This is a genomic window from Butyrivibrio sp. NC3005, assembly GCF_000424545.1.
In the GTDB taxonomy this organism is placed as follows: domain Bacteria; phylum Bacillota; class Clostridia; order Lachnospirales; family Lachnospiraceae; genus Butyrivibrio.
In genome coordinates, this window is sequence record NZ_AUKC01000012.1 from 89,109 (window position 1) to 109,231 (window position 20,123).

At 35.6% G+C, this 20,123-nt stretch carries 15 protein-coding genes, 1 tRNA gene and 1 pseudogene; 16 read left to right on the top strand and 1 reads right to left on the bottom strand.

What is annotated here, in order from left to right; genetic code table 11:
* Positions 1-29 precede the first annotated feature (29 nt).
* The 16 genes and pseudogenes from cbiD to G634_RS0104200 all read left to right on the top strand — a co-directional run bounded on the left by cbiD (position 30) and on the right by G634_RS0104200 (position 18,628).
* Positions 30-1,211 (top strand): cobalt-precorrin-5B (C(1))-methyltransferase CbiD, encoded by a 1,182-nt coding sequence (gene cbiD, locus G634_RS0104125; protein WP_026504220.1) that lies wholly within the window; start codon positions 30-32, stop codon positions 1,209-1,211.
* Complete coding sequence (gene cobM, locus G634_RS0104130) at positions 1,211-1,966, top strand: precorrin-4 C(11)-methyltransferase (RefSeq protein WP_026504221.1); 756 nt, start codon at positions 1,211-1,213, stop codon at positions 1,964-1,966. Before cbiD ends, cobM begins: the two co-directional genes overlap by 1 nt.
* Positions 1,967-2,013: 47 nt before the next feature.
* The gene (locus G634_RS0104135) at positions 2,014-3,039 is read left to right on the top strand and encodes a FecCD family ABC transporter permease (RefSeq protein ID WP_026504222.1); all 1,026 of its coding nucleotides are present in this window, start codon (positions 2,014-2,016) and stop codon (positions 3,037-3,039) included.
* Positions 3,023-4,066: an ATP-binding cassette domain-containing protein gene (locus G634_RS17945; protein ID WP_051233675.1), complete on the top strand. Its 1,044-nt coding sequence runs from the start codon at positions 3,023-3,025 to the stop codon at positions 4,064-4,066. The genes G634_RS0104135 and G634_RS17945 overlap by 17 nt, the downstream gene beginning before the upstream one ends.
* A 3-nt stretch (positions 4,067-4,069) precedes the next feature.
* Positions 4,070-5,029, top strand: coding sequence for a cobalt-precorrin 5A hydrolase (locus tag G634_RS17950; RefSeq protein WP_051233676.1), 960 nt, complete (start codon positions 4,070-4,072; stop codon positions 5,027-5,029).
* Positions 5,022-5,702, top strand: a pseudogene (cobJ, locus tag G634_RS0104150) (precorrin-3B C(17)-methyltransferase); the annotation flags it as partial. The gene G634_RS17950 and the pseudogene cobJ, both read left to right, overlap by 8 nt.
* Positions 5,703-5,763: 61 nt before the next feature.
* Entirely contained in the window at positions 5,764-7,815 is a 2,052-nt protein-coding gene (gene cobK / locus G634_RS0104155; RefSeq protein WP_026504224.1) for a precorrin-6A reductase, read from the top strand.
* Positions 7,816-7,866: 51 nt separating this feature from the next.
* Positions 7,867-9,300 (top strand): cobyrinate a,c-diamide synthase, encoded by a 1,434-nt coding sequence (locus tag G634_RS0104160; protein ID WP_196805280.1) that lies wholly within the window; start codon positions 7,867-7,869, stop codon positions 9,298-9,300.
* Between the two features lie 110 nt (positions 9,301-9,410).
* Positions 9,411-9,483 (top strand) — tRNA-Thr (locus tag G634_RS0104165).
* Positions 9,484-9,740: 257 nt separating this feature from the next.
* Positions 9,741-11,162, top strand: a complete 1,422-nt coding sequence (argH, locus tag G634_RS0104170) for an argininosuccinate lyase (protein ID WP_026504226.1) — start codon at positions 9,741-9,743, stop codon at positions 11,160-11,162.
* Positions 11,163-11,305: 143 nt separating this feature from the next.
* Complete coding sequence (gene asd, locus G634_RS0104175; protein WP_026504227.1) at positions 11,306-12,391, top strand: aspartate-semialdehyde dehydrogenase; 1,086 nt, start codon at positions 11,306-11,308, stop codon at positions 12,389-12,391.
* 114 nt (positions 12,392-12,505) lie between these two features.
* Complete coding sequence (locus tag G634_RS0104180; protein ID WP_026504228.1) at positions 12,506-13,672, top strand: hypothetical protein; 1,167 nt, start codon at positions 12,506-12,508, stop codon at positions 13,670-13,672.
* Between the two features lie 84 nt (positions 13,673-13,756).
* Positions 13,757-15,895 (top strand): DNA topoisomerase, encoded by a 2,139-nt coding sequence (locus G634_RS0104185; protein WP_026504229.1) that lies wholly within the window; start codon positions 13,757-13,759, stop codon positions 15,893-15,895.
* Between the two features lie 70 nt (positions 15,896-15,965).
* The gene (locus G634_RS0104190; RefSeq protein WP_026504230.1) at positions 15,966-16,649 is read left to right on the top strand and encodes a UDP-N-acetylglucosamine pyrophosphorylase; all 684 of its coding nucleotides are present in this window, start codon (positions 15,966-15,968) and stop codon (positions 16,647-16,649) included.
* A gap of 216 nt (positions 16,650-16,865) precedes the next feature.
* Positions 16,866-17,558 (top strand): iron-sulfur cluster assembly scaffold protein, encoded by a 693-nt coding sequence (locus tag G634_RS0104195; protein ID WP_026504231.1) that lies wholly within the window; start codon positions 16,866-16,868, stop codon positions 17,556-17,558.
* A gap of 47 nt (positions 17,559-17,605) precedes the next feature.
* The gene (locus G634_RS0104200) at positions 17,606-18,628 is read left to right on the top strand and encodes a GGGtGRT protein (RefSeq protein ID WP_035798827.1); all 1,023 of its coding nucleotides are present in this window, start codon (positions 17,606-17,608) and stop codon (positions 18,626-18,628) included.
* Positions 18,629-18,895: 267 nt separating this feature from the next.
* Here the strand turns inward: G634_RS0104200 and G634_RS0104205 are convergent, their stop codons facing one another.
* A complete protein-coding gene (locus G634_RS0104205; protein WP_196805281.1) occupies positions 18,896-19,951 on the bottom strand; it encodes an NAD(P)H-dependent flavin oxidoreductase in 1,056 nt (351 codons plus the stop codon).
* Between the last annotated feature and the right edge of the window lie 172 nt (positions 19,952-20,123).

Here is a 20,123-nt window from a genome sequence, read left to right on the forward strand (position 1 = left end):
ATTTAAAAGTTAAATAAGGTTAATAAGATATGAATGAGATTTATATAGAAAAGGGCGGAAAGAAACTAAGGTGCGGATATACAACAGGAAGCTGTGCCCAGGCAGCGGCAAAGGCTTCTCTTTTGATGCTTCTAGATAACATATTAGTGGATAGTGTAAGCATTCTTACTCCTAAGAATATTCTATATCATGCAGAAATAGCAGATGTAACCATAGAAAAAAGAAATGATACCGGACTAAAGCGTTTCGTTTCATGTGCTGTTATAAAGGATGGAGGAGATGATCCTGATGCCACAAATGGTATGAAAATCTATGCAAAAGTCGGGATTATTGGTGAAAGCGAAAATGGAAATTTGGTAATAATCGATGGCGGAGAAGGAATAGGAAGAGTAGCCAAAAAAGGACTCGATCAGCCTGTTGGAAATGCTGCTATAAATTCAGTACCCAGGAAAATGATAACTGGGGAATTAACCAAAGTTCTTGAAGATCACAATATTTCAAATGCTATTGTTAAAGTAATTATTAGTGCTCCTCTTGGAGAAGAAATTGCAAAGAAAACGTTTAATCCAAGACTTGGAATAGTGGGGGGAATATCAATTATAGGAACTACCGGAATAGTAGAGCCTATGAGTGATGAAGCACTTATTGCCACGATTAAAACTCAGGTCAAAATGCTTAGGGCAAGAGATTTAAAAACTCTAGTTGCAGCTCCTGGTAATTATGGAATTAAGTTTCTCTATGATAAATATGGAATTATTGAAGACGATGTAGTCATGACATCCAACTTTATCTATGATGCAGTAAGAATTTGCGTGGATAAAGGTGTAGAAAATCTAATATTTGCAGGACATCTTGGCAAACTTGTCAAAGTTGCTGGAGGAATAAAAAATACCCATTCATGCTATGGAGATCATAGAATGGAAATTCTTACTGATATTTCGAGTTCATTTTGTGAAGGCGAAAGTTTTAACAACTTAAAGCAAAAGCTTTTAAACTGTGTAATGACTGATGAAGCAGTAAAACATATAAATGAGGCTGGAATTGGTGACAAAGTATGCGAAAAGCTTGTGATGCTTATAAAAAAGAATATTGAAGAGTGGTCGGAATACAAGATTAAGGCAGAGGTTATTGTGTTTCTAAATGATTATACTATTCTTGCATCTACTGCTAATACTGAAAAAATGATTAATGAATTGAAAGGAAAGTTATAATGGTTCATTTTGTGGGAGCTGGTCCTGGAGCAACAGATCTTATTACTATTAGAGGAAAAAAACTTATTGAGAATGCAGATATTATTATATATGCTGGTTCTTTAGTTAATCCAGGGCTTCTTGATTATTCAAAAGAAAACTGTAAAGTATATGACAGCGCAAAACTTACTCTGCAAGAAGTGATAGAAATAGTTAAAAAAAATAAAGACAAGGATATTGTAAGGCTTCATACAGGAGATCCCAGTATTTATGGTGCTATCAGAGAACAGATGGATGAGCTTGACAGACTTGGAATAAGCTATGATAGTACACCTGGAGTAAGCTCGTTTTGTGCAGCAGCAGCTTCTCTTAATTTAGAGTACACTCTTCCCGGAGTAAGTCAGAGTGTCATTATAACAAGGATGGATGGAAGAACATCTGTTCCCCAAAAAGAGTCTATTGAAGAATTATCAAGTCATGGTGCGACGATGGTGTTTTTCTTATCTGCCTGGGATATTGATACGCTGTCAAAAAGGCTTATTGCATCTGGAATGAATAAAGATACACCGTGCGCAGTATGTTATAAAGTAAGTTGGGATGATGAGAAGAAGTTCACAGGAAAGCTTTGTGATATTGCGGATAAAGCCAAGGAAGAAGGGATTAATAAAACAGCTCTCATCATAGTGGGAGATGTTGTAGAACATTCTGAATATAATAAGTCAAAGCTTTATGATCCTTTTTTTACAACAGAATATAGAAAAGGTAAGTGTGATTAAAGATAAGGAAGTTCTTTGATAATCAGAATTAAAAAGGGTTGATAGTGATGACAGATAATAGAAAAATAAGATGTATAGTGATCTTTATATCGCTTTCTATACTTGTAGCAGCAGGATTTGCAGCACAAATTTGTATAGGAAGCGTCAATATAAAACTCTTTGATGTTTTTAAGGCCATTACCATGCAAAAATCTGAAGATAGCTTTAGTTCCATTATTATGGATATTAGATTGCCAAGAGCTATTATGACTTTGGTCTTAGGAGGCGGGCTTGCAGTTTCAGGATTTCTTCTTCAGACATATTTCTCTAATCCGATTGCAGGACCATACATTCTTGGAATATCTTCAGGAGCTAAGATGGTGGTTGCGGTTGTTCTTATACTGTTTTCAGTTAAAAGTGGCAGAATATCATCTTTAGTTCTGGTTTTGGCAGCATTTTCAGGAGCTGTTATAACGACTTTGTTCATAATCCTTATAGCAAGATATGTTAGGAATATAGCTATACTTCTGGCAGCAGGAGTAATGGTTGGATATATATGCAGTGCCGTTACCGATTTTTTGATTGCGTTTGCAGATGATTCAGATATAGTGAATCTTCACGGTTGGTCTCAGGGGAGTTTTTCAGGAAGTGATATGACTGGATGTTTGTACGCGTTATTTATAGTAGGGATATCTTTTTTTCTTGTGATGATGTTATGCAAACCGTTAGATGCACTAAGGCTTGGTGAGGAGTATGCAAGAAGTGTTGGTATAAGCGTTAAGAAATGCAGGATTATGATTATTGTCTTATCAAGCATATTGTCAGCGTGTGTAACTGCATTTGCAGGACCTGTATCGTTTATAGGAATAGCAGTACCATTTCTCATGAGGGAGCTTTTAAAATCGTCTAAGCCGGTAGTGCTTGTTCCTGCATGCTTTCTGTCTGGGGCTGTTTTTTGTATGTTTAGTGATTTACTTGCAAGATGTATTTTTTCTCCAACAGAACTTAATATTTCTGCAGTTACATCGCTTTTTGGAGCACCAATAGTAATATATATGATAGTTAGGAGAAGTTTTCATGATAGAGCTTTCTAAAGTTGATGCTGGTTACGGACGAGATATTGTTGTAAAAAACGTCAGTATTTCAATACAAAAAGGTGAGATTATTTCGCTTATTGGTCCAAATGGTGGTGGTAAATCAACTCTTTTAAAAAGCATTAATAAGCAAATATCACTACTTGGCGGAAATATTTTTATAGATGGCAAAGACAGCGAGAGTTTTTCAGCAAAAGAACTTTCCAAAAAGATGTCAATAGTAACCACAAAGAGAATCGAACCTCAGCTTATGACTTGCATGGATGTTGTGTTATCAGGCAGACTTCCATATGCTGATGGACTTGGACTTGTGAAAGATTCAGACATCAAAGAAGCCAGAAAATCTATGGATATCATGAATATCGAGAATTTATCCAATATTTTGTTTGTAAATTTAAGTGATGGCCAGAAGCAAAGAGCATTAATAGCAAGAGCTATTTGTCAAAATCCGGAGTTTCTCGTAATGGATGAGCCTACTTCGTATATGGATATAAGACATAGGTTACAATTAATGGATGTTGTAAAAAAGCTATCATCTGCGGGCATTACGATTATTATGTCTATTCATGAACTTGAACTTGCTCTTGAAGTATCAGATAAACTGATTCTTGTATTTGATGACGGGCATATTGATTATATGACTCCTAAAACTGTTGTAGAAAGTAAAATACTTAAAACTCTTTTTAATCTTGATGATACTATGTACAGCAAAGTTATAATGACACTTGGAGGTGAGTCTAAGTATATAGATGATAAAGATAAAAATCTTAAGGAAAAAGAATCAAAAATACGATATTCCAGTTTTTTTGTTAATACGAAATGCGAATATTTTCCTTGTCACAAAATGCCTGTAGAGAAATTTAATTGTATGTTTTGCTATTGTCCTTTGTATGATGTGGATGACTGCGGTGGAGATTATTATATAAATGCAAAGGGAATAAAAGACTGCATAAATTGTACTTATATCCATGATAGAGACAATTACCCTCAGATTATTAAGAAAATCAAGAAAAAGATGGGATATTGATATATGTATAAATATATATGCTTTACAAGTCGCGGAAAAGATTTGGCGATTAGTATAAAAAAATCTTTAATGGATGAAGAAAACAATATATGTGAATGTATGCAGGGAGGAAACAATAAAAAAAGTCTTAGTGAGTGGACTTTGGAAAATTTCAAAACCGGCAACGTCCTTGTATTTATCGGAGCAATCGGAATTGCTGTAAGAGCTATAGCACCTTTTGTAAAAGATAAAACAACAGATCCTGCTGTAATTGTAATAGATGAAAGAGGAAGCTTTGTCATCCCGCTTTTGTCAGGTCATATAGGTGGCGCGGTTGACTGTGCGAAAAAAATAGCCAGCAGTATTAATGCTATTCCTGTTATTACAACTGCAACAGATATTAATAATCTTTTTTCTGTAGATGTTTATGCCAAAAAGAATAATCTTGTGATAAACGATATGAAAAAAGCCAAGGAGTATTCAGCTTCCTTGCTTAGACAAAACTATGCTGGAAAAGAAGTTTCTAACGACAAAGATTTTGAAATATCCTATAAGAATTATGATGGAGAAAAGCTGTGGCTTATTCCAAGATGTATTGTTATTGGAATGGGATGCAGGAAAGGAAAGAACGCATCTGATTTGTACAAATTTGCAGTTAAGTCATTGGAAGAAGAGAAAATAAGTCCAAAGGCAGTACTGGCTATAGTTTCAATAGATGTAAAAAAGAATGAACCTGGGTTAATCGAGCTTGCTGGACTTTTTAATTCTTCATTTAAAACTTTTTCCTGCGGCGAGCTTTCTGCTGTAGAGGGCGATTTTTCAGGATCTTCATTTGTACAAGGAGTAGTTGGAATTGATAACGTATGTGAAAGGTCTGTCATGGCGTATGGCTGCAGCAAACTTTTGATACGAAAGAAATCGTTTGATGGAATGACGTTTGCAGCTGGAATAATAGAAGATTATAAGGAAAAAGCGCATGGATAATAATACATTAATAAAAAAACTTTTTGTTGTAGGAATCGGACCTGGAAATATAGAAGATATGACTATTCGCGCACATAGGATATTATCAGAGTGCGATGTAATAGCTGGTTATACAGTATATTGTGATTTAGTAAGACCATTTTTTGCAGATAAGGAGTATCTAAGTACTCCGATGATGGGCGAAGAAAAAAGAGTAAGACTTGCCTTTGAAGCAGCAGAAAAAGGAAAGAAAGTAGCTCTTATATGCAGCGGAGATGCAGGAGTTTACGGACTTGCGGGACTTGCTGTACTTGCAAGAGAAGAATTTAAAGATGTGGAGATTGAAGTTATCCCAGGAGTTACAGCGGCTCTTTCTGGAGGAGCACTTCTTGGAGCGCCTCTTATTCATGATTTTTGTCTTATAAGTTTAAGTGATAGGTTAACACCTTGGGAAGTGATAGAAAAAAGGCTGCACAATGCAGCTTTAGCTGACATGGTTATAGTTTTATACAATCCCGAGAGTAAGAGTCGTGTAGGTTATCTGAAAAGAGCTTGCAATATTCTTATGGAAATTTACCCGCCAGATAGAGTATGCGCAGAAGTAAATAACATAGGAAGAGAAAAACAAGAAAGACATATCATGACATTGGAACAGTTAAAAGAATTTAAGGCTGATATGTTTTCAACAGTATTTATTGGCAATTCCTGTTCGCATCAGTGTATGGAGTTCATGGTAACACCCAGAGGATATAAGAGTGAAAAGTAAAATACTAATTTTTGGAGGAACTACGGAAGGCAGAGTTTTGGCAAGTAAGCTCACAAATCTTGGAATAGAGCACGTAGTAAGCGTAGCAACTGAATATGGAAGTCGTATAGAGGAAAACAGTGGAGAGAATAATCTTTTCGTTGGAAGAAAAAAATCTGAAGAAATAGAGGAAATTCTAAAAAATGAAGAATTTCTTACGGTAGTGGATGCAACTCACCCTTTTGCTACAGATGTAACAAGAACGATAAAAAAAGCGTGTAGTAAAACTGGAATAAGATATATTCGTTTATCTAGAAATACAAAGACTTTTCTAGATAAAGCAAGGAAATTATCCGGTCTTGAAGATAATCTTATATTTGTCACATCTATTGAAGAAGCTGTAAATAGCCTTGAAAAAGAAGTTGGAAATATCCTTCTTATGACAGGCAGCAAAGACATTTTGACAATATCGAATGGAATATCTGATAAGCAAAGAATATATGCGCGTGTTCTTCCGAATTCTGAAAGTCTTTCTAAATGTGAAGAAGCCGGAGTTTTCGGAAAACATATAATTGCTATGCAGGGGCCTTTTTCAAAGCAGATGAATGAAGCCCTTATAAGAGAAATAAATGCAAAGGTAATACTTACTAAAGAAAGCGGCAAAGCAGGCGGATTTAGTGAGAAGATAGAGGCGGCAAGAGAACTTGGTATTAAAGTAGTAGTTATAAGAAATCCGGAGGTCTTGTCAGGAGAAGAAGGTTATGATCTTGATGAAACAGTAGAAATTTTGAAAAATCTTTATGGTAGAAATCAAAAGAGTATTGTTCTTGCAGGAATTGGACCTGGAAATAGAAAGTATTATACAAATGAATTAATAGAAGAGCTACAAAAAGCTGATATTATCTTTGGTGCAAAGTCTGTTATAGAAAGATTGGAATATCCAAAGTTTAGTAATAGTAAAGAAGGTGCGGCAAAGATTGTAAAAACGTATGATGCTTATGAGATACTTTCTTATTTGGAAAATCATACAAAATATGTTAACCCTGTAATTGTATATTCAGGTGATATATCTTTGTGTAGCGGAGCAAAAAAAGCATTGGAAGCCTTTACGAATGCTGAATATGAAGTGAAAAAAGTATCGGGAATATCATCTCTTTGTTTATTTGCAGGAAAACTTGGAATTGCACTTGAAGATTCAACTGTTGTTAGCTCTCATGGAAGAAAATGTAATGTGGAAGGTTATGTTAGAAAAGAACGTAAGTTGTTTGTTCTGCCTTCTGATATTGGAGAAGCCAGAGAAATATATAAAACATTAGAAAAAATATATGGCAAAGGATATGATAATAAAGGAATAAATAAAATATCTTTCATTGCAGGAATAAATCTTGGAAGTGAAAGTGAAGTAATTAGACAAATAGGCTGCATTGAAGATTTTGAAAATCTTACAGGAAAGATAATTCTTTTTATTAATAATGACGAGGCATTTAAGAAAAGCATTATACCAAGTATTGCTGATGATAATATTATCAGGGGACAAGTTCCTATGACTAAAGAAGAAATAAGAGCCTTGTCTATAGCGAAGCTTCATTTGACTAAAAATGCAACATTATATGATATAGGAGCAGGTACAGGATCAATTTCAATAGAAGCCTCTCTTCTTAGTCCTTCTATTGAGGTTTATGCAATTGAGAAAAAAAGAGAAGCAGTCAAACTTCTTGAAGAAAACAGACAAAAGTTTGCTGTTTCCAATATGCACATCGTGGAGAAAGCGGCACCTAAAGCCTTTGAAAATCTTCCTGTTCCAACTCATGCATTTATAGGTGGAAGCAGTGGATGCCTTGAAGAAATCATAGAAACACTTATTGCTTTAAATAAAGAAATAAGAATCGTAGTAAACTGCGTTACACTTGAGACATTGACAAAAGTTCTGAATATGGCAGATAATAACACAATTCAAATTTTGGAAATTGTACAAGTGAACGTTTGCAGATATAAAAAGGTTGGAAAGTATCACATGGCTGATGCAGTAAATCCTGTATATATTATCGTGATAAAAGGATAGGTAAAAATCTATAGGTTATTGTTTTTAAAGAAAAAATTATTGGTGATGAATTTGAATATAGAGAATAGATTCCCGCGCCTTCTTATCGGAGCGCCTGGAAGTGGAAGTGGGAAAACGTTGATAACCTGCGCTCTTTTGCGAATACTGTCTAAAAAAGGATATAATCCTTCCGGATTTAAGTGTGGCCCTGATTTTATAGATCCAATGTTCCATAGAAAAGTTTTAGGAATTCCATCTAGAAACCTCGATGTTTTTTTGCAGGGAATTGATGGGATAAACAAAATTTTTTATGAGTCCCAAAATAATGGTGCAGATATTGGAATTATAGAAGGAGTGATGGGCTTTTTCGATGGAATGGGCGTATTATCAATGGACGGATCATCTTATGATATATGCGTTAAGACTGGTACTAGTGCAATTCTTGTAGTTAATTGTAAAGGCATGAGCAGGTCGATAATTCCTATGATTAAGGGTTATCTTGATTATGGCAAAGAGAAAGTTATTAAAGGAATTATTCTTAATAACTGCTCATCATCCATTGCTTCCATCATTAGCAAAGAGGTCGAGGAGGAATTGAGTATTCCGGTTATTGCGTATCTTTCTAATATGAAAAAACAACTTTTTTCGTCCAGACATCTTGGACTTGTAATGCCAGATGAAGTTCCTGAGATAATGGAGATAATTGATGAAGTAGCAGCAGAACTTGAGAAATCTTTGAATATTTCTAAGCTTATTGATATAGCTAATGAGTCCGGAATTTTGACGTCAAGTTGTACCGGTATAAGCCATTTATTAGTAACAAATACTTCTACTTATAAGGAAGAAAAGGTCGTTGTCTCTGAGTTAGAAACAAGAGATAAGAAATCTTTAGTTAAAATCGGAGTGGCGTTAGATGAGGCTTTTTGCTTTTATTACGAAGACAATCTTGAATTATTGAAAAAAATGGGAGCAGAGCTTGCGTTTTTTTCACCGCTTCATGATAGAAAACTTCCTGATGTAGATGGAATTATAATAGGAGGTGGTTATCCGGAATTGTATGCTGAAAAATTATCCCAAAATGAAAGTATGAAAGCTTCTATAAAAAAAGCAGCCGATAATAAAATGCCTATACTTGCGGAGTGTGGCGGTTTTTTGTATCTTAATAAATCGCTTCATGGAATAGATAAAAAAATCTATCCAATGGTTGGTTTTTTTGATGCAGATGGTTTTTATACAGGTAAGCTTAATCATTTTGGATATATAAATGTATGCTGTGAGAATGAAAATCCATATTTAAAAAAAGGTGAGGTAATAAAAGGTCACGAGTTTCACTATTATGACACAACGGATAATGGAAACATATGTCGTATGAAGAAGCCGACAGGAAAAAGATCATGGACTGGTATTTGTTGTAAGAATAATGTATTTGCCGGTTTTGCACATCTGTATTATCCTTCATGTACCAATTTTATAATTAATTTTTTTAAACTTTTGACTTCTTCCTGATGAAAAATAAAAATAGAATAGATAAATCTTATTAAATTGAATATACAAAATGCTTGCAAATGTAGAAAAATGGCGATATAATCATATTTGTTTGTGACAATTGCAGGCGTGCTGGAATGGCGCAGTTGGTAGCGCAACTGATTCGTAATCAGTAGGTCGAGGGTTCGAGTCCCTTTTCCAGCTTTATATTCTTTGTTTTACCGTTTCGTTTTGAAACGGTTTTTTTTATAGCTAATATTGGAATGCAAATTTATATTCGCATATAAATTCATGACGGTTCGAGTTTTTGCATAATTTAATTTTATAAATATACATTTTATGTTGAAAATAGTGTATAAATATGCTAATCTATGTTCAATAATCAAGCACTCACATTTTAATTATTTACAAGCTTTTTGTTAGAATTACTTATAGCTGAAAAAAGCTGGAAAGGAACGCATATGGCACAACTTTGGGGCGGAAGATTTGAAGGAGAGATTAATCAGCTTGCATGGGATTTTAATGCATCGATTACATTTGATAAGCGTTTGTTAGATGTAGATATTAAGGGTAGCAAGGCTCACGCTACAATGCTTGCCCATCAGAATATTATTTCAGAAGAAGAGAAAGATAAAATTATTGCAGGTCTTGATACTATTTTGGGACAGGTAAAAAGTGGTAAGCTTGCAATTACTACAAGTTATGAAGATGTTCACAGTTTTGTGGAAGCAAATCTTATTAAGCTAATTGGAGACGCCGGCAAGAAGCTTCATACAGGAAGATCCAGAAATGATCAGGTTGCACTTGATGTTCGGCTTTTTACACGTGAAGCTGTAAAGAATACTCAGGAAGGTTTGTGTCATCTTATAAATGTACTTATAACTATGCAAAAAGAAAACCTTGATACATACATGCCTGGTTTTACTCATCTTCAGAAAGCTCAGCCTATCACACTTGCCCACCATCTTGGTGCTTATGTTGAGATGTTCAAAAGAGATGCTCTTAGAATGAGTGATATATATAAGAGAATGAACTATTGTCCGCTAGGTGCAGGAGCTCTTGCTGGTACTACCTATCCTCTTAACAGAGATGAAGTTGCAGATATTCTTGGATTTACAGCACCTACTCTTAACAGCATGGATTCTGTTTCTGATAGAGATTATGTAATTGAATATCTTTCTGCGCTTAGTATTATGCAGATGCATTTGTCTCGTTTTTCAGAAGAAATTATTATCTGGAATTCTAATGAATATCAGTTTGTGATAATAGATGATGCATATTCAACAGGTAGCAGCATCATGCCTCAGAAGAAGAATCCTGATATTGCAGAACTTGTAAGAGGTAAGACTGGAAGAATTTATGGTGATTTATTTGGACTATTGACGACAATGAAAGGTATTCCTCTTGCTTATAATAAAGATATGCAGGAAGATAAAGAGGGTTTATTTGATGCAGTAGATACATCACTTAACTGTCTTACACTTTTTACCGATATGATAAGAACAATGAAGTTCAATAAGGATATTATGAAAAAAAGTGCCATGAAAGGATTTACAAATGCGACAGATGCAGCAGATTATCTTGTTGGAAAAGGTGTGCCGTTTAGAGATGCACATGGAATAATTGGAAGAATAGTGCTTTATTGTATTGAAAAAGGTGTTTCAATTGACGAACTTACTCTTTCTGAATTGAAGGAATTTGACTTGCACTTTGAAGAAGACATTTTTGATGCAGTAAGTCTTGAAACCTGTGTGGGAAAAAGGCTTACAAAAGGTGCTCCTGGCAAGGCTGTAATGACTAAAGTTATCGAGGAAAATGAACAATTTCTGGCAAAATATGTCGAATTGGAGAACTTAGACAAAAATATTTTAAATTTAGGCTAAAAATAGTCAAAAGTTCTATTTTCAATATCGTGATAAGCTAATACAATATAACTATTCAAGGCTTTAATTTGGTAAAGCGAATAAAAGCAATTGTCTTTGTGGGAAAGACATAATAAAAATATTTTTTGTAGAGGAGCAGCGAAATGAGCGAAAAGTTAAGAGTGGCAATTCTTGGTGCAACAGGTATGGTAGGTCAGAGATTTATTATGATTTTGAACAACCATCCATGGTTTGAAGTAGCTACAGTTGCAGCAAGTCCTAGAAGTGCAGGAAAAACTTATGAAGAGGCAGTTGGTGATCATTGGAAGATGGATGATCCGATTCCAGAAGCCGTTAAAAATCTGGTTGTAAAAGATGTAACAGATGTTAAGGGCGTATCTGCTGATGTTGATTTCGTTCTCTCTGCAGTTAACATGAGTAAAGATGAGATTAAGAAGATTGAAGAAGAGTACGCTAAGACTGAAACACCTGTTGTATCCAATAATAGTGCACATAGATGGACACCTGATGTTCCTATGATTATTCCTGAAATCAATCCTGGACATACAGATGTTATCGAGTTCCAGAAAAAGCGCCTTGGAACACAGAAAGGTTTCATCGCTGTTAAGCCTAACTGTTCAATTCAAAGCTATACACCAGCTCTTGCTGCATGGAAAGAGTATGAGCCATATGAAGTTGTAGCTACAACTTATCAGGCTATTTCTGGAGCAGGAAAGAATTTCAATGAGTGGCCTGAAATGGTTGGAAATATTATTCCATTTATTTCCGGTGAAGAAGAAAAGTCAGAGCAGGAGCCACTTAGAATCTTTGGACATATTGAAAACGGTGTGATTGTTCCATCAACTAGCCCTGTTATTACAACACAGTGTATCAGAGTCCCTGTATTATATGGTCACACAGCAGCAACATTTGTACGTTTTAAGAAAGATCCTACAAAGGAAGAACTTATTGAGAAACTTGTGAATTTTGCTGGAAAGCCACAAGAGTTGGGGCTTCCAAGCGCACCAAAGCAGTTCATTCAGTATCTTGAGGAAGATGATCGCCCTCAGATTGCCAAGGATGTTTATTATGAAGGCGGAATGGGTGTTTCTATAGGAAGACTTCGTAAGGATACATTATACGATTGGAAGTTTGTTGGTCTGTCACACAATACTCTTAGAGGAGCAGCAGGCGGAGCAGTTGAATGTGCAGAACTTCTTAAGGCTCTTGGATATATTCAGGCTAAATAAAAAGATTGGCAAAAAACATAGTATGTAATGTGATTTTGCGGTATAATAAGCTAGTTCGTGTAAGTTAAATTATGCGGACTAGCTTTTAATTATATTAATTGGGAGGATCTTCATATGATCACATTACAACTCGTTATTGTATCATTAATTGCAGAAATGCCATTTATAGGCAAAACTTTTAGTGTTTTTGATGTTGCTCTTATCGGGTTTATTACAATTGTATTAAGGCTACTTTGTAAGAAGCTTTTAAAGGTGAGAGGACTTGCGAACGCAATATCTTTTTCTTTATCACTTGTTACAGCAGCAGTTCCAATGATGCTATATATGTACAGTCATGCTAAAAGCGGTTTAGATTATACAACAGGTTCTAACATAGCTATCATTATTGTTTGTGCTATAACTGGTCTTGTATTCTGGAAAATAGTTAATCCATGGTATTATAAGACTGTTGACAAAAATGCAGTAACAGGTAATTTGTTCCCATATTTTGAGAAAAATGTTGTATCACTTCTTATTTATGGTTTCATTGAACTTCTTCCTGCAACAGCATTTGTTTTGTATTCCTGGTATAGTTACGCTGGACATTTTTCGGTGAAATCTCTTGGAGGAGTTGTTGCAGCTAATATTTTATGGATGATTCTATTCGTAGTATTTATAAAGGTTTCCAAGACTAATCATCCAGGCGCAGTAATAGAAAAGTCCAAGGATATGTACAGCGACAAGATTGAAAAAGAAACAGAAACACGTTTCGAAGTAAGTCTTAAAGGGAAAAATTTAGTTGTTCTTGAAACTTTGAAAATTGTGGTTCTTTATAGCGCGTTTGTAGTTATAGGTCTTTATTATGATAAGATTCATAATGATGGAAGCAGAGTATTTGTAAATACCTTGGGTCTTATGATTGTAGCAGTATTTGTATTAATTGCTATTGCTGCATATCTTCATGACAGAATAACTCTTCGTATCATTGTGAACAAGAATCGTTTTGGTATTCACCGTTTTCTTGATGAAAGAGCTGTTGTGGATGAGAAAAATATGGGTTCTTATGAAGAGTTAAAGAATAAAGATTTAAGTCTTTATTATAATGGGAAGAAACTTATTGTTAACCGCTATTATACTAACGCTGATAAGCTCCTTTCTTACATTCAGAACCATACAAAAATAGAAAAGTATTCAGATGCAATGAAGCGTCTTGAAAAGTATAATAACAAAAATAAGTTTTCGTTTTTTAAGAAGAAAGAAAAGTCTTCCGAAAAGAAAAATAAAAAAGCAGCTATCCTCTGAAATTGAGTAGGACAGTAAAAAAAGCTGTGCCAGAAGCGACACAGCTTTTTGTGCGTTTAAAGATAAAAAGGTTATAACTATATGATATATAAAAGTGTTTACATAGCAGAAAAACCAAGTGTTGCCCAAGCTTTTGGAACAGCACTTGAGCACGCAGGTAATGAGAAATACCAAAAGAAGGATGGATATTGGGAATCTGAAAATGCCATTATTACATGGTGTGTTGGTCATTTGGTTACAATGAGTTATCCTGAAGCATATGATGAAAAGTTTGCCCGATGGTCTATGGATACTATTCCATTTATACCTACTGAATTTAAATACGAAGTAATTGGCAATGTAAAAAAACAGTTTAATATAGTATCTGGTCTACTTAATCGTGAAGATGTAAATACAATATATATTTGCACTGACTCAGGACGTGAGGGAGAATATATTTACAGACTTGTTGATAAACAAGCCAAAGTTCACGACAAAGTCAGAAAAAGAGTATGGATAGATTCTCAGACTGAAGAAGAGATAATGCGAGGTATAAAAGAAGCCAAAGATGATTCTTTTTATGATAATCTTGGTGCCGCAGCATATCTTAGAGCTAAAGAAGATTATTTGATGGGAATAAATTTTTCACGAGCATTAACGCTTCGATATGGATATAATATTAAGACTTTTCTAAATGCGCCAAAAGGTGTAATATCAGTGGGACGTGTAATGACCTGCGTTCTTGGAATCGTTGTGGATAGGGAAAGAGAAATTCGTAATTTTGTTGAAACATCTTTTTATAGAGTATTGGCATCTGTCCAGATTGCAGGCAGAACTACTGACGCAGAGTGGAAAGTTGGAGAAAGTAGTAAATATTACCAGTCACCTCTTTTATATTCCGAAAAAGGATTCAAAGAAGAAAAAGATGCACTAAAACTTATAGAGTACTGTAAAAATTCATGCAATCCATTGCAATTAAAGGTAGCCAAAGTAGAAAGAAAAAAAGAGACTAAGAATGCTCCTTTATTGTATAATCTTGCAGAATTACAAAATGATTGTTCCAGATTTTTTAAAATAAATCCTGATGAGACACTTGCGATAGCTCAGGAATTGTATGAGAAAAAGCTTACAACATATCCCAGAACAGACGCTAGAGTATTATCATCTGCTATATGTAAAGTCATAGACAAGAATATTTCAGGACTTACATCATATGAGCCTGCTGGAATATATGCCAAGGCTATTCTTGCGCATAAGTCTTATAAGGGAATAGAGAAGACTAAATACTGTAATGATAAAGCAATAACAGATCACTATGCTATTATTCCTACAGGGCAGGGACTTTCAGCACTTTCAGGATGTTCTGCTACTACCAGAAAAGTGTATGAATGTATTGTCAGGCGTTTTCTTGCTGTATTTTATCCATCTGCAGAATATCAGAAAGTTAGTCTTTCTTTGTCACTTCAGCTAAACGAAAGCTACCAGTTAGACGATGGAAGCTCTAAGTTTTATATAGAGAATTTTTACAGTAATTTTAAAGTGCTTGCTGCCAAAGGATATCTTCATGTAATGGATTATTCTTTTTTCAAGAAAAAGGAAAAAGAAGATGATGAGAACATAAACTCTAATTCAGAAGATCAGATGACCGATGAAGCATTTTTTGAGGAATTAAAAAAAGTTAAAAAAGGTGATTTGCTTCCTGTTAATGAAATGGGAATAAAGGAAGGTAAGACATCACCTCCAAAGCGTTATAATTCTGGAAGTATGATTTTGACTATGGAAAATGCAGGTCAGTTTATAGAGGATGAAGAACTTCGTTCTCAGATAAAAGGATCGGGTATTGGAACGTCAGCTACAAGAGCTGGAATACTTACAAAACTTTTTGCTATTCATTATCTTAGCTTGAATAAAAAGACTCAGATAATAACACCAACACAGCTTGGAGAAATGGTTTATGAAACGGTTGCGGTTTCAATGAAACCAATGCTTAACCCTGCGCTTACAGCGTCCTGGGAAAAAGGTTTAACAGGAGTTGCAATGGGGGAAATATCTGAACAGGAGTATATGCAAAAGTTAGATGATTTTGTTACTAGAAGAACGAACAGTGTAAAAGGTGATAATTATGAGAAAAAAAATTACCTTATGGCTAGATACAGAGAAATAGCAGAGTTTTATCCTGCAAAGAATTCAAATACAAAGTCCTCAGCTTCAAAGTCATCTTCTGCAAAGACATCAAAAAAATGATATAAGGTGACAAAAAAGTTTTAGGTAAAAATGTTTAAATGATAAAAATCTTATGAGAAAGGATATTAAAATGATTGAATCCTATACTATCGAACAAATGTATGATTTAAGTCAGACAATTGCAGCACAGTTGTTTGACGGTGCAACTTACCCATGGGAGGTTTTACCCAAAATTAAAGATTTTATTGCTAATCTTGGTCCAACACTTCCAAAGGATAAGTTTGAGCAAAGAGGAGAGCACGTGTGGGTTGCCAAAAGTGCAACAGTATTTGATAGTGCTTATATTGGAGATTATTGCATTATCGATGAAGAAGCTGAGGTCAGACAGTGTGCGTTTATTCGTGGAAATGCAATTGTAGGAAAGGGTGCCGTTGTAGGTAACTCAACTGAGCTAAAAAATGTTGTACTTTTTAATAAGGTACAGGTTCCTCACTATAATTATGTTGGAGATTCTATTCTTGGAAACTTTGCTCACATGGGAGCTGGTTCTATAACATCTAATGTTAAGAGTGACAAGAAGCTTGTAGTAATTAAAGATGGCGAAGAAAAAATCGAAACAGGACTTAAGAAAATCGGTGCAATGCTTGGCGATAACGTTGAAGTCGGATGTAACAGTGTTCTTAATCCGGGTACAGTTATTGGAAGATGGACTAACATCTATCCTACAAGCTGTGTTAGAGGATGTATTCCTGCAAATCACATTTATAAAGATGCTGACCACATTGTTGAAAAAAAGATTCAAGATAATGATTAATTCTTAACTAAAAACAAGTGTTGTTATTTTTTTAACGTAAAGGTATAGATTTTTTGCTCAAAGTGTGGCAAAATATCTATGACTGAGTGCAGATTTCTAAAACATTAAAATTTTTATGTTTATTTCGAATCTGAACTTGGCTCATTCGGCGAAGAACATCTGTTCATACACAAGTATTTGAAATAGTTGTTCGTAAAAAACGAAAGGAGATTTCAGATGATTTACACAAAGAAAGTCGAAGATATGTGCAAGGTTCATCAGGACGTGCATCACGGCGCTGCACCGATTCCTGAAGAAGCAAAGTGGGTACAGGCCAAAGAGATCAAGGATATTAGTGGTTTCACACATGGTATTGGTTGGTGTGCTCCTCAGCAGGGTTGTTGTAAGCTTTCCCTTAACGTTAAGGAAGGTGTTATTAAGGAAGCACTCGTTGAGACAATCGGTTGCTCTGGTATGACACAGTCTGCTGCTATGGCTGGCGAAATTCTTCCAGGTCTTACAGTTCTGGAAGCTTTGAATACAGATCTTGTATGTGATGCTATTAACACAGCAATGAGAGAATTATTCCTTCAGATTGTTTACGGACGTTCACAGTCAGCATTCTCTGAAGATGGTCTTGCTATCGGTGCTGGTTTGGAAGACCTTGGTAAGGGATTCCGTTCTCAGGTAGGTACAATCTACTCAACACAGGAGAAGGGACCTCGTTACCTTGAGATGACAGATGGTTACATCACAGAGCTTGGCCTTGATAAGGATGACAATATCATTGGTTATAAGTTCGTTAACTTCGGTAAGATGATGGATTTCATCAAGAAGGGTGATGACGTAACAACTGCATTTGATAAGGCTAAGGGACAGTATGGTCGTATTGATGATGCTGTTAAATTTATCGATCCTAGAAAAGATTGATTTTTCCCTGAATAACCGTAATACGATAATTAATGGAGGAAAATAGAATGGCTGACGAGAATATCTTATTTGAGTCAAAAGAAAGACGTTATGATAAAATAATCGAAGTCCTTAATGGCTATGGCATTTCTTCAATGGAAGAAGCTAAGAAGATCACAGAAGATGCTGGTCTTAATGTATATGACCTTGTAAAGGGTGTACAGCCAATTTGCTTCGAGAACGCTTGCTGGGCTTATACAGTAGGTGCTGCTATCGCAATCAAGAAGGGTTGCCGCAAGGCTTCTGAAGCTGCTGCTGCAATCGGAGAAGGACTTCAGAGCTTCTGTATCCCTGGTTCTGTTGCTGATCAGCGTAAGGTTGGTCTTGGACATGGTAACCTTGGAAAGATGCTTCTTGAGGAAGATACAGAGTGTTTCGCATTCCTTGCTGGTCACGAGTCATTCGCAGCAGCTGAGGGTGCTATCGGTATTGCTACAAAGGCTAACAAAGTTCGTCAGAAGCCTCTTCGTGTTATCCTTAATGGTCTTGGAAAGGATGCTGCAAAGATCATTTCCAGAATTAATGGTTTCACATTCGTTGAGACAAAGATGGATTACCACACAGATGAACTTCAGATTGTAAGCGAGACTCCTTATTCAGAAGGACCTCGTGCTGCAGTTAAGTGCTATGGCGCTAACGACGTTCGTGAAGGTGTTAAAATCATGTGGCATGAGAATGTAGATGTATCTATCACTGGTAACTCTACAAATCCTACAAGATTCCAGCACCCAGTTGCAGGAACATATAAGAAGGAAAGAATCGAAGCAGGAAAGAAGTACTTCTCAGTTGCTTCTGGTGGTGGTACAGGTCGTACACTTCACCCAGATAACATGGCAGCTGGTCCAGCTTCCTATGGTATGACAGATACTCTTGGACGTATGCACTCTGATGCTCAGTTTGCTGGTTCTTCATCTGTACCTGCTCACGTTGAAATGATGGGTCTTATCGGAATGGGTAACAACCCGATGGTTGGTGCTACAGTTTCTCTTGCTGTTTCTATCGAAGAAGCTGCAAAAGCTGGTAAGTTCTAATTTTTCATTTTTTCTGAAAATAAAAGAGGTTTCCCGAGGCTATATTGCAGCGGAGGGAAACCTTTTTTATGTTCTTTTGAAGTTTGATTGTACAAATGATAAGACATATGCTCTAAGGTAATCTGTTTAATTAATTATAGGTTATTGTTTTCATCAGGAAAATCAATAACCGTACCAGACCAAAATTTGTCGTTAAGAGAAATTTTGTCCTGCGAATCAGGATTCTTGCTGATGATTATCATAAATCTCAGCAAGAAGTCATACCTTTTAGTAGCCAAGAGATGCTATGAGATCCTTGGTGGATACTATTTCTGTCAGTTTATCTATATTACTTCCTGTAAAGAATAATCCTTCATCAATATTTCCTTTAACAGCTTCTATAAGTGCATGCGTAATGCAGAACGGAACATCTGTGACGTTACATGTTTTGATACAGCGAGAACACTTAGTTGGAGGAATTCTTTTTTCTGTTTCAAGTCTTTTTATTAGGTTGGTTTCAATTGCACGTCCGGGCATGCCAACAGGACTATGTATTATTTTAACGTCTTCTTTTTTTGAATTGATCAGGATTTTTTTGAAAGCAGTAGAGGCATCACATTCTTTTGTTGCAATAAATCTTGTTGCCATCTGAACACCCTCAGCACCTTTACTTAAAGCTTTTTGGATATCTTCTTTACTCCAAATTCCTCCGGCGAGAAATACAGGTATTTCTCTTCCTGCAGCTTGTACAAAAGGTTTTAATTCATCGATTACATTTTTTAATATATCAAAAACGTCAGGGCAACTACCTGATAAAAGATCTTCTTCTTTGAATCCAAGATGACCACCAGCTTTAGGTCCTTCTAAAACGACAAAATCAGGATATCGTTTATAACTCCTTTCCCATTTTCTAGCGATGAGCTTAATGGTTCTGCCACTTGAAACAATAGGGGCAATTAGTGCGGAACCTTCGGGAACATATTCAGGTAATTCAAGCGGAAGACCCGCGCCTGAAATGACAGCATCTATACCAGAGCTTACAGCTGTTTTAACAGCCTCTGCATACTGTCTTGTAGCAACCATGGCATTAACAGCGATAAGTCCATGTCCTTCCGATAATCTGTTGGCTTCTTTTATTTCATTTTTTAGAGCTCTTAGATTAGCTTCTTCTGGTGCTTTATCAAAATCCGGTTCTCTATAACCACAGTCTGCAGTGCTGATAGAACCAACACCTCCGCATTTTGCTACAGCTCCTGCCAGTCTTTCTAATGAGACACCTACGCCCATTCCTCCCTGAATAATAGGAATAGACTGAATTTTGTTTCTTATTTTTAGCAAACTCATGTCATTTCCTTTCATAAAAAAATATAATTAAATTGTTTGTACCATAATCAAGAATATACTTACACGACCTTTGTGTCAATGGCTTTAATTAAAAAAATTAAAAGTATGACTTCTTGTCAACTTCATTCAGAAACTCGCATTTACTGCGAGTTTCGTGAGAACAAAAGTCAAG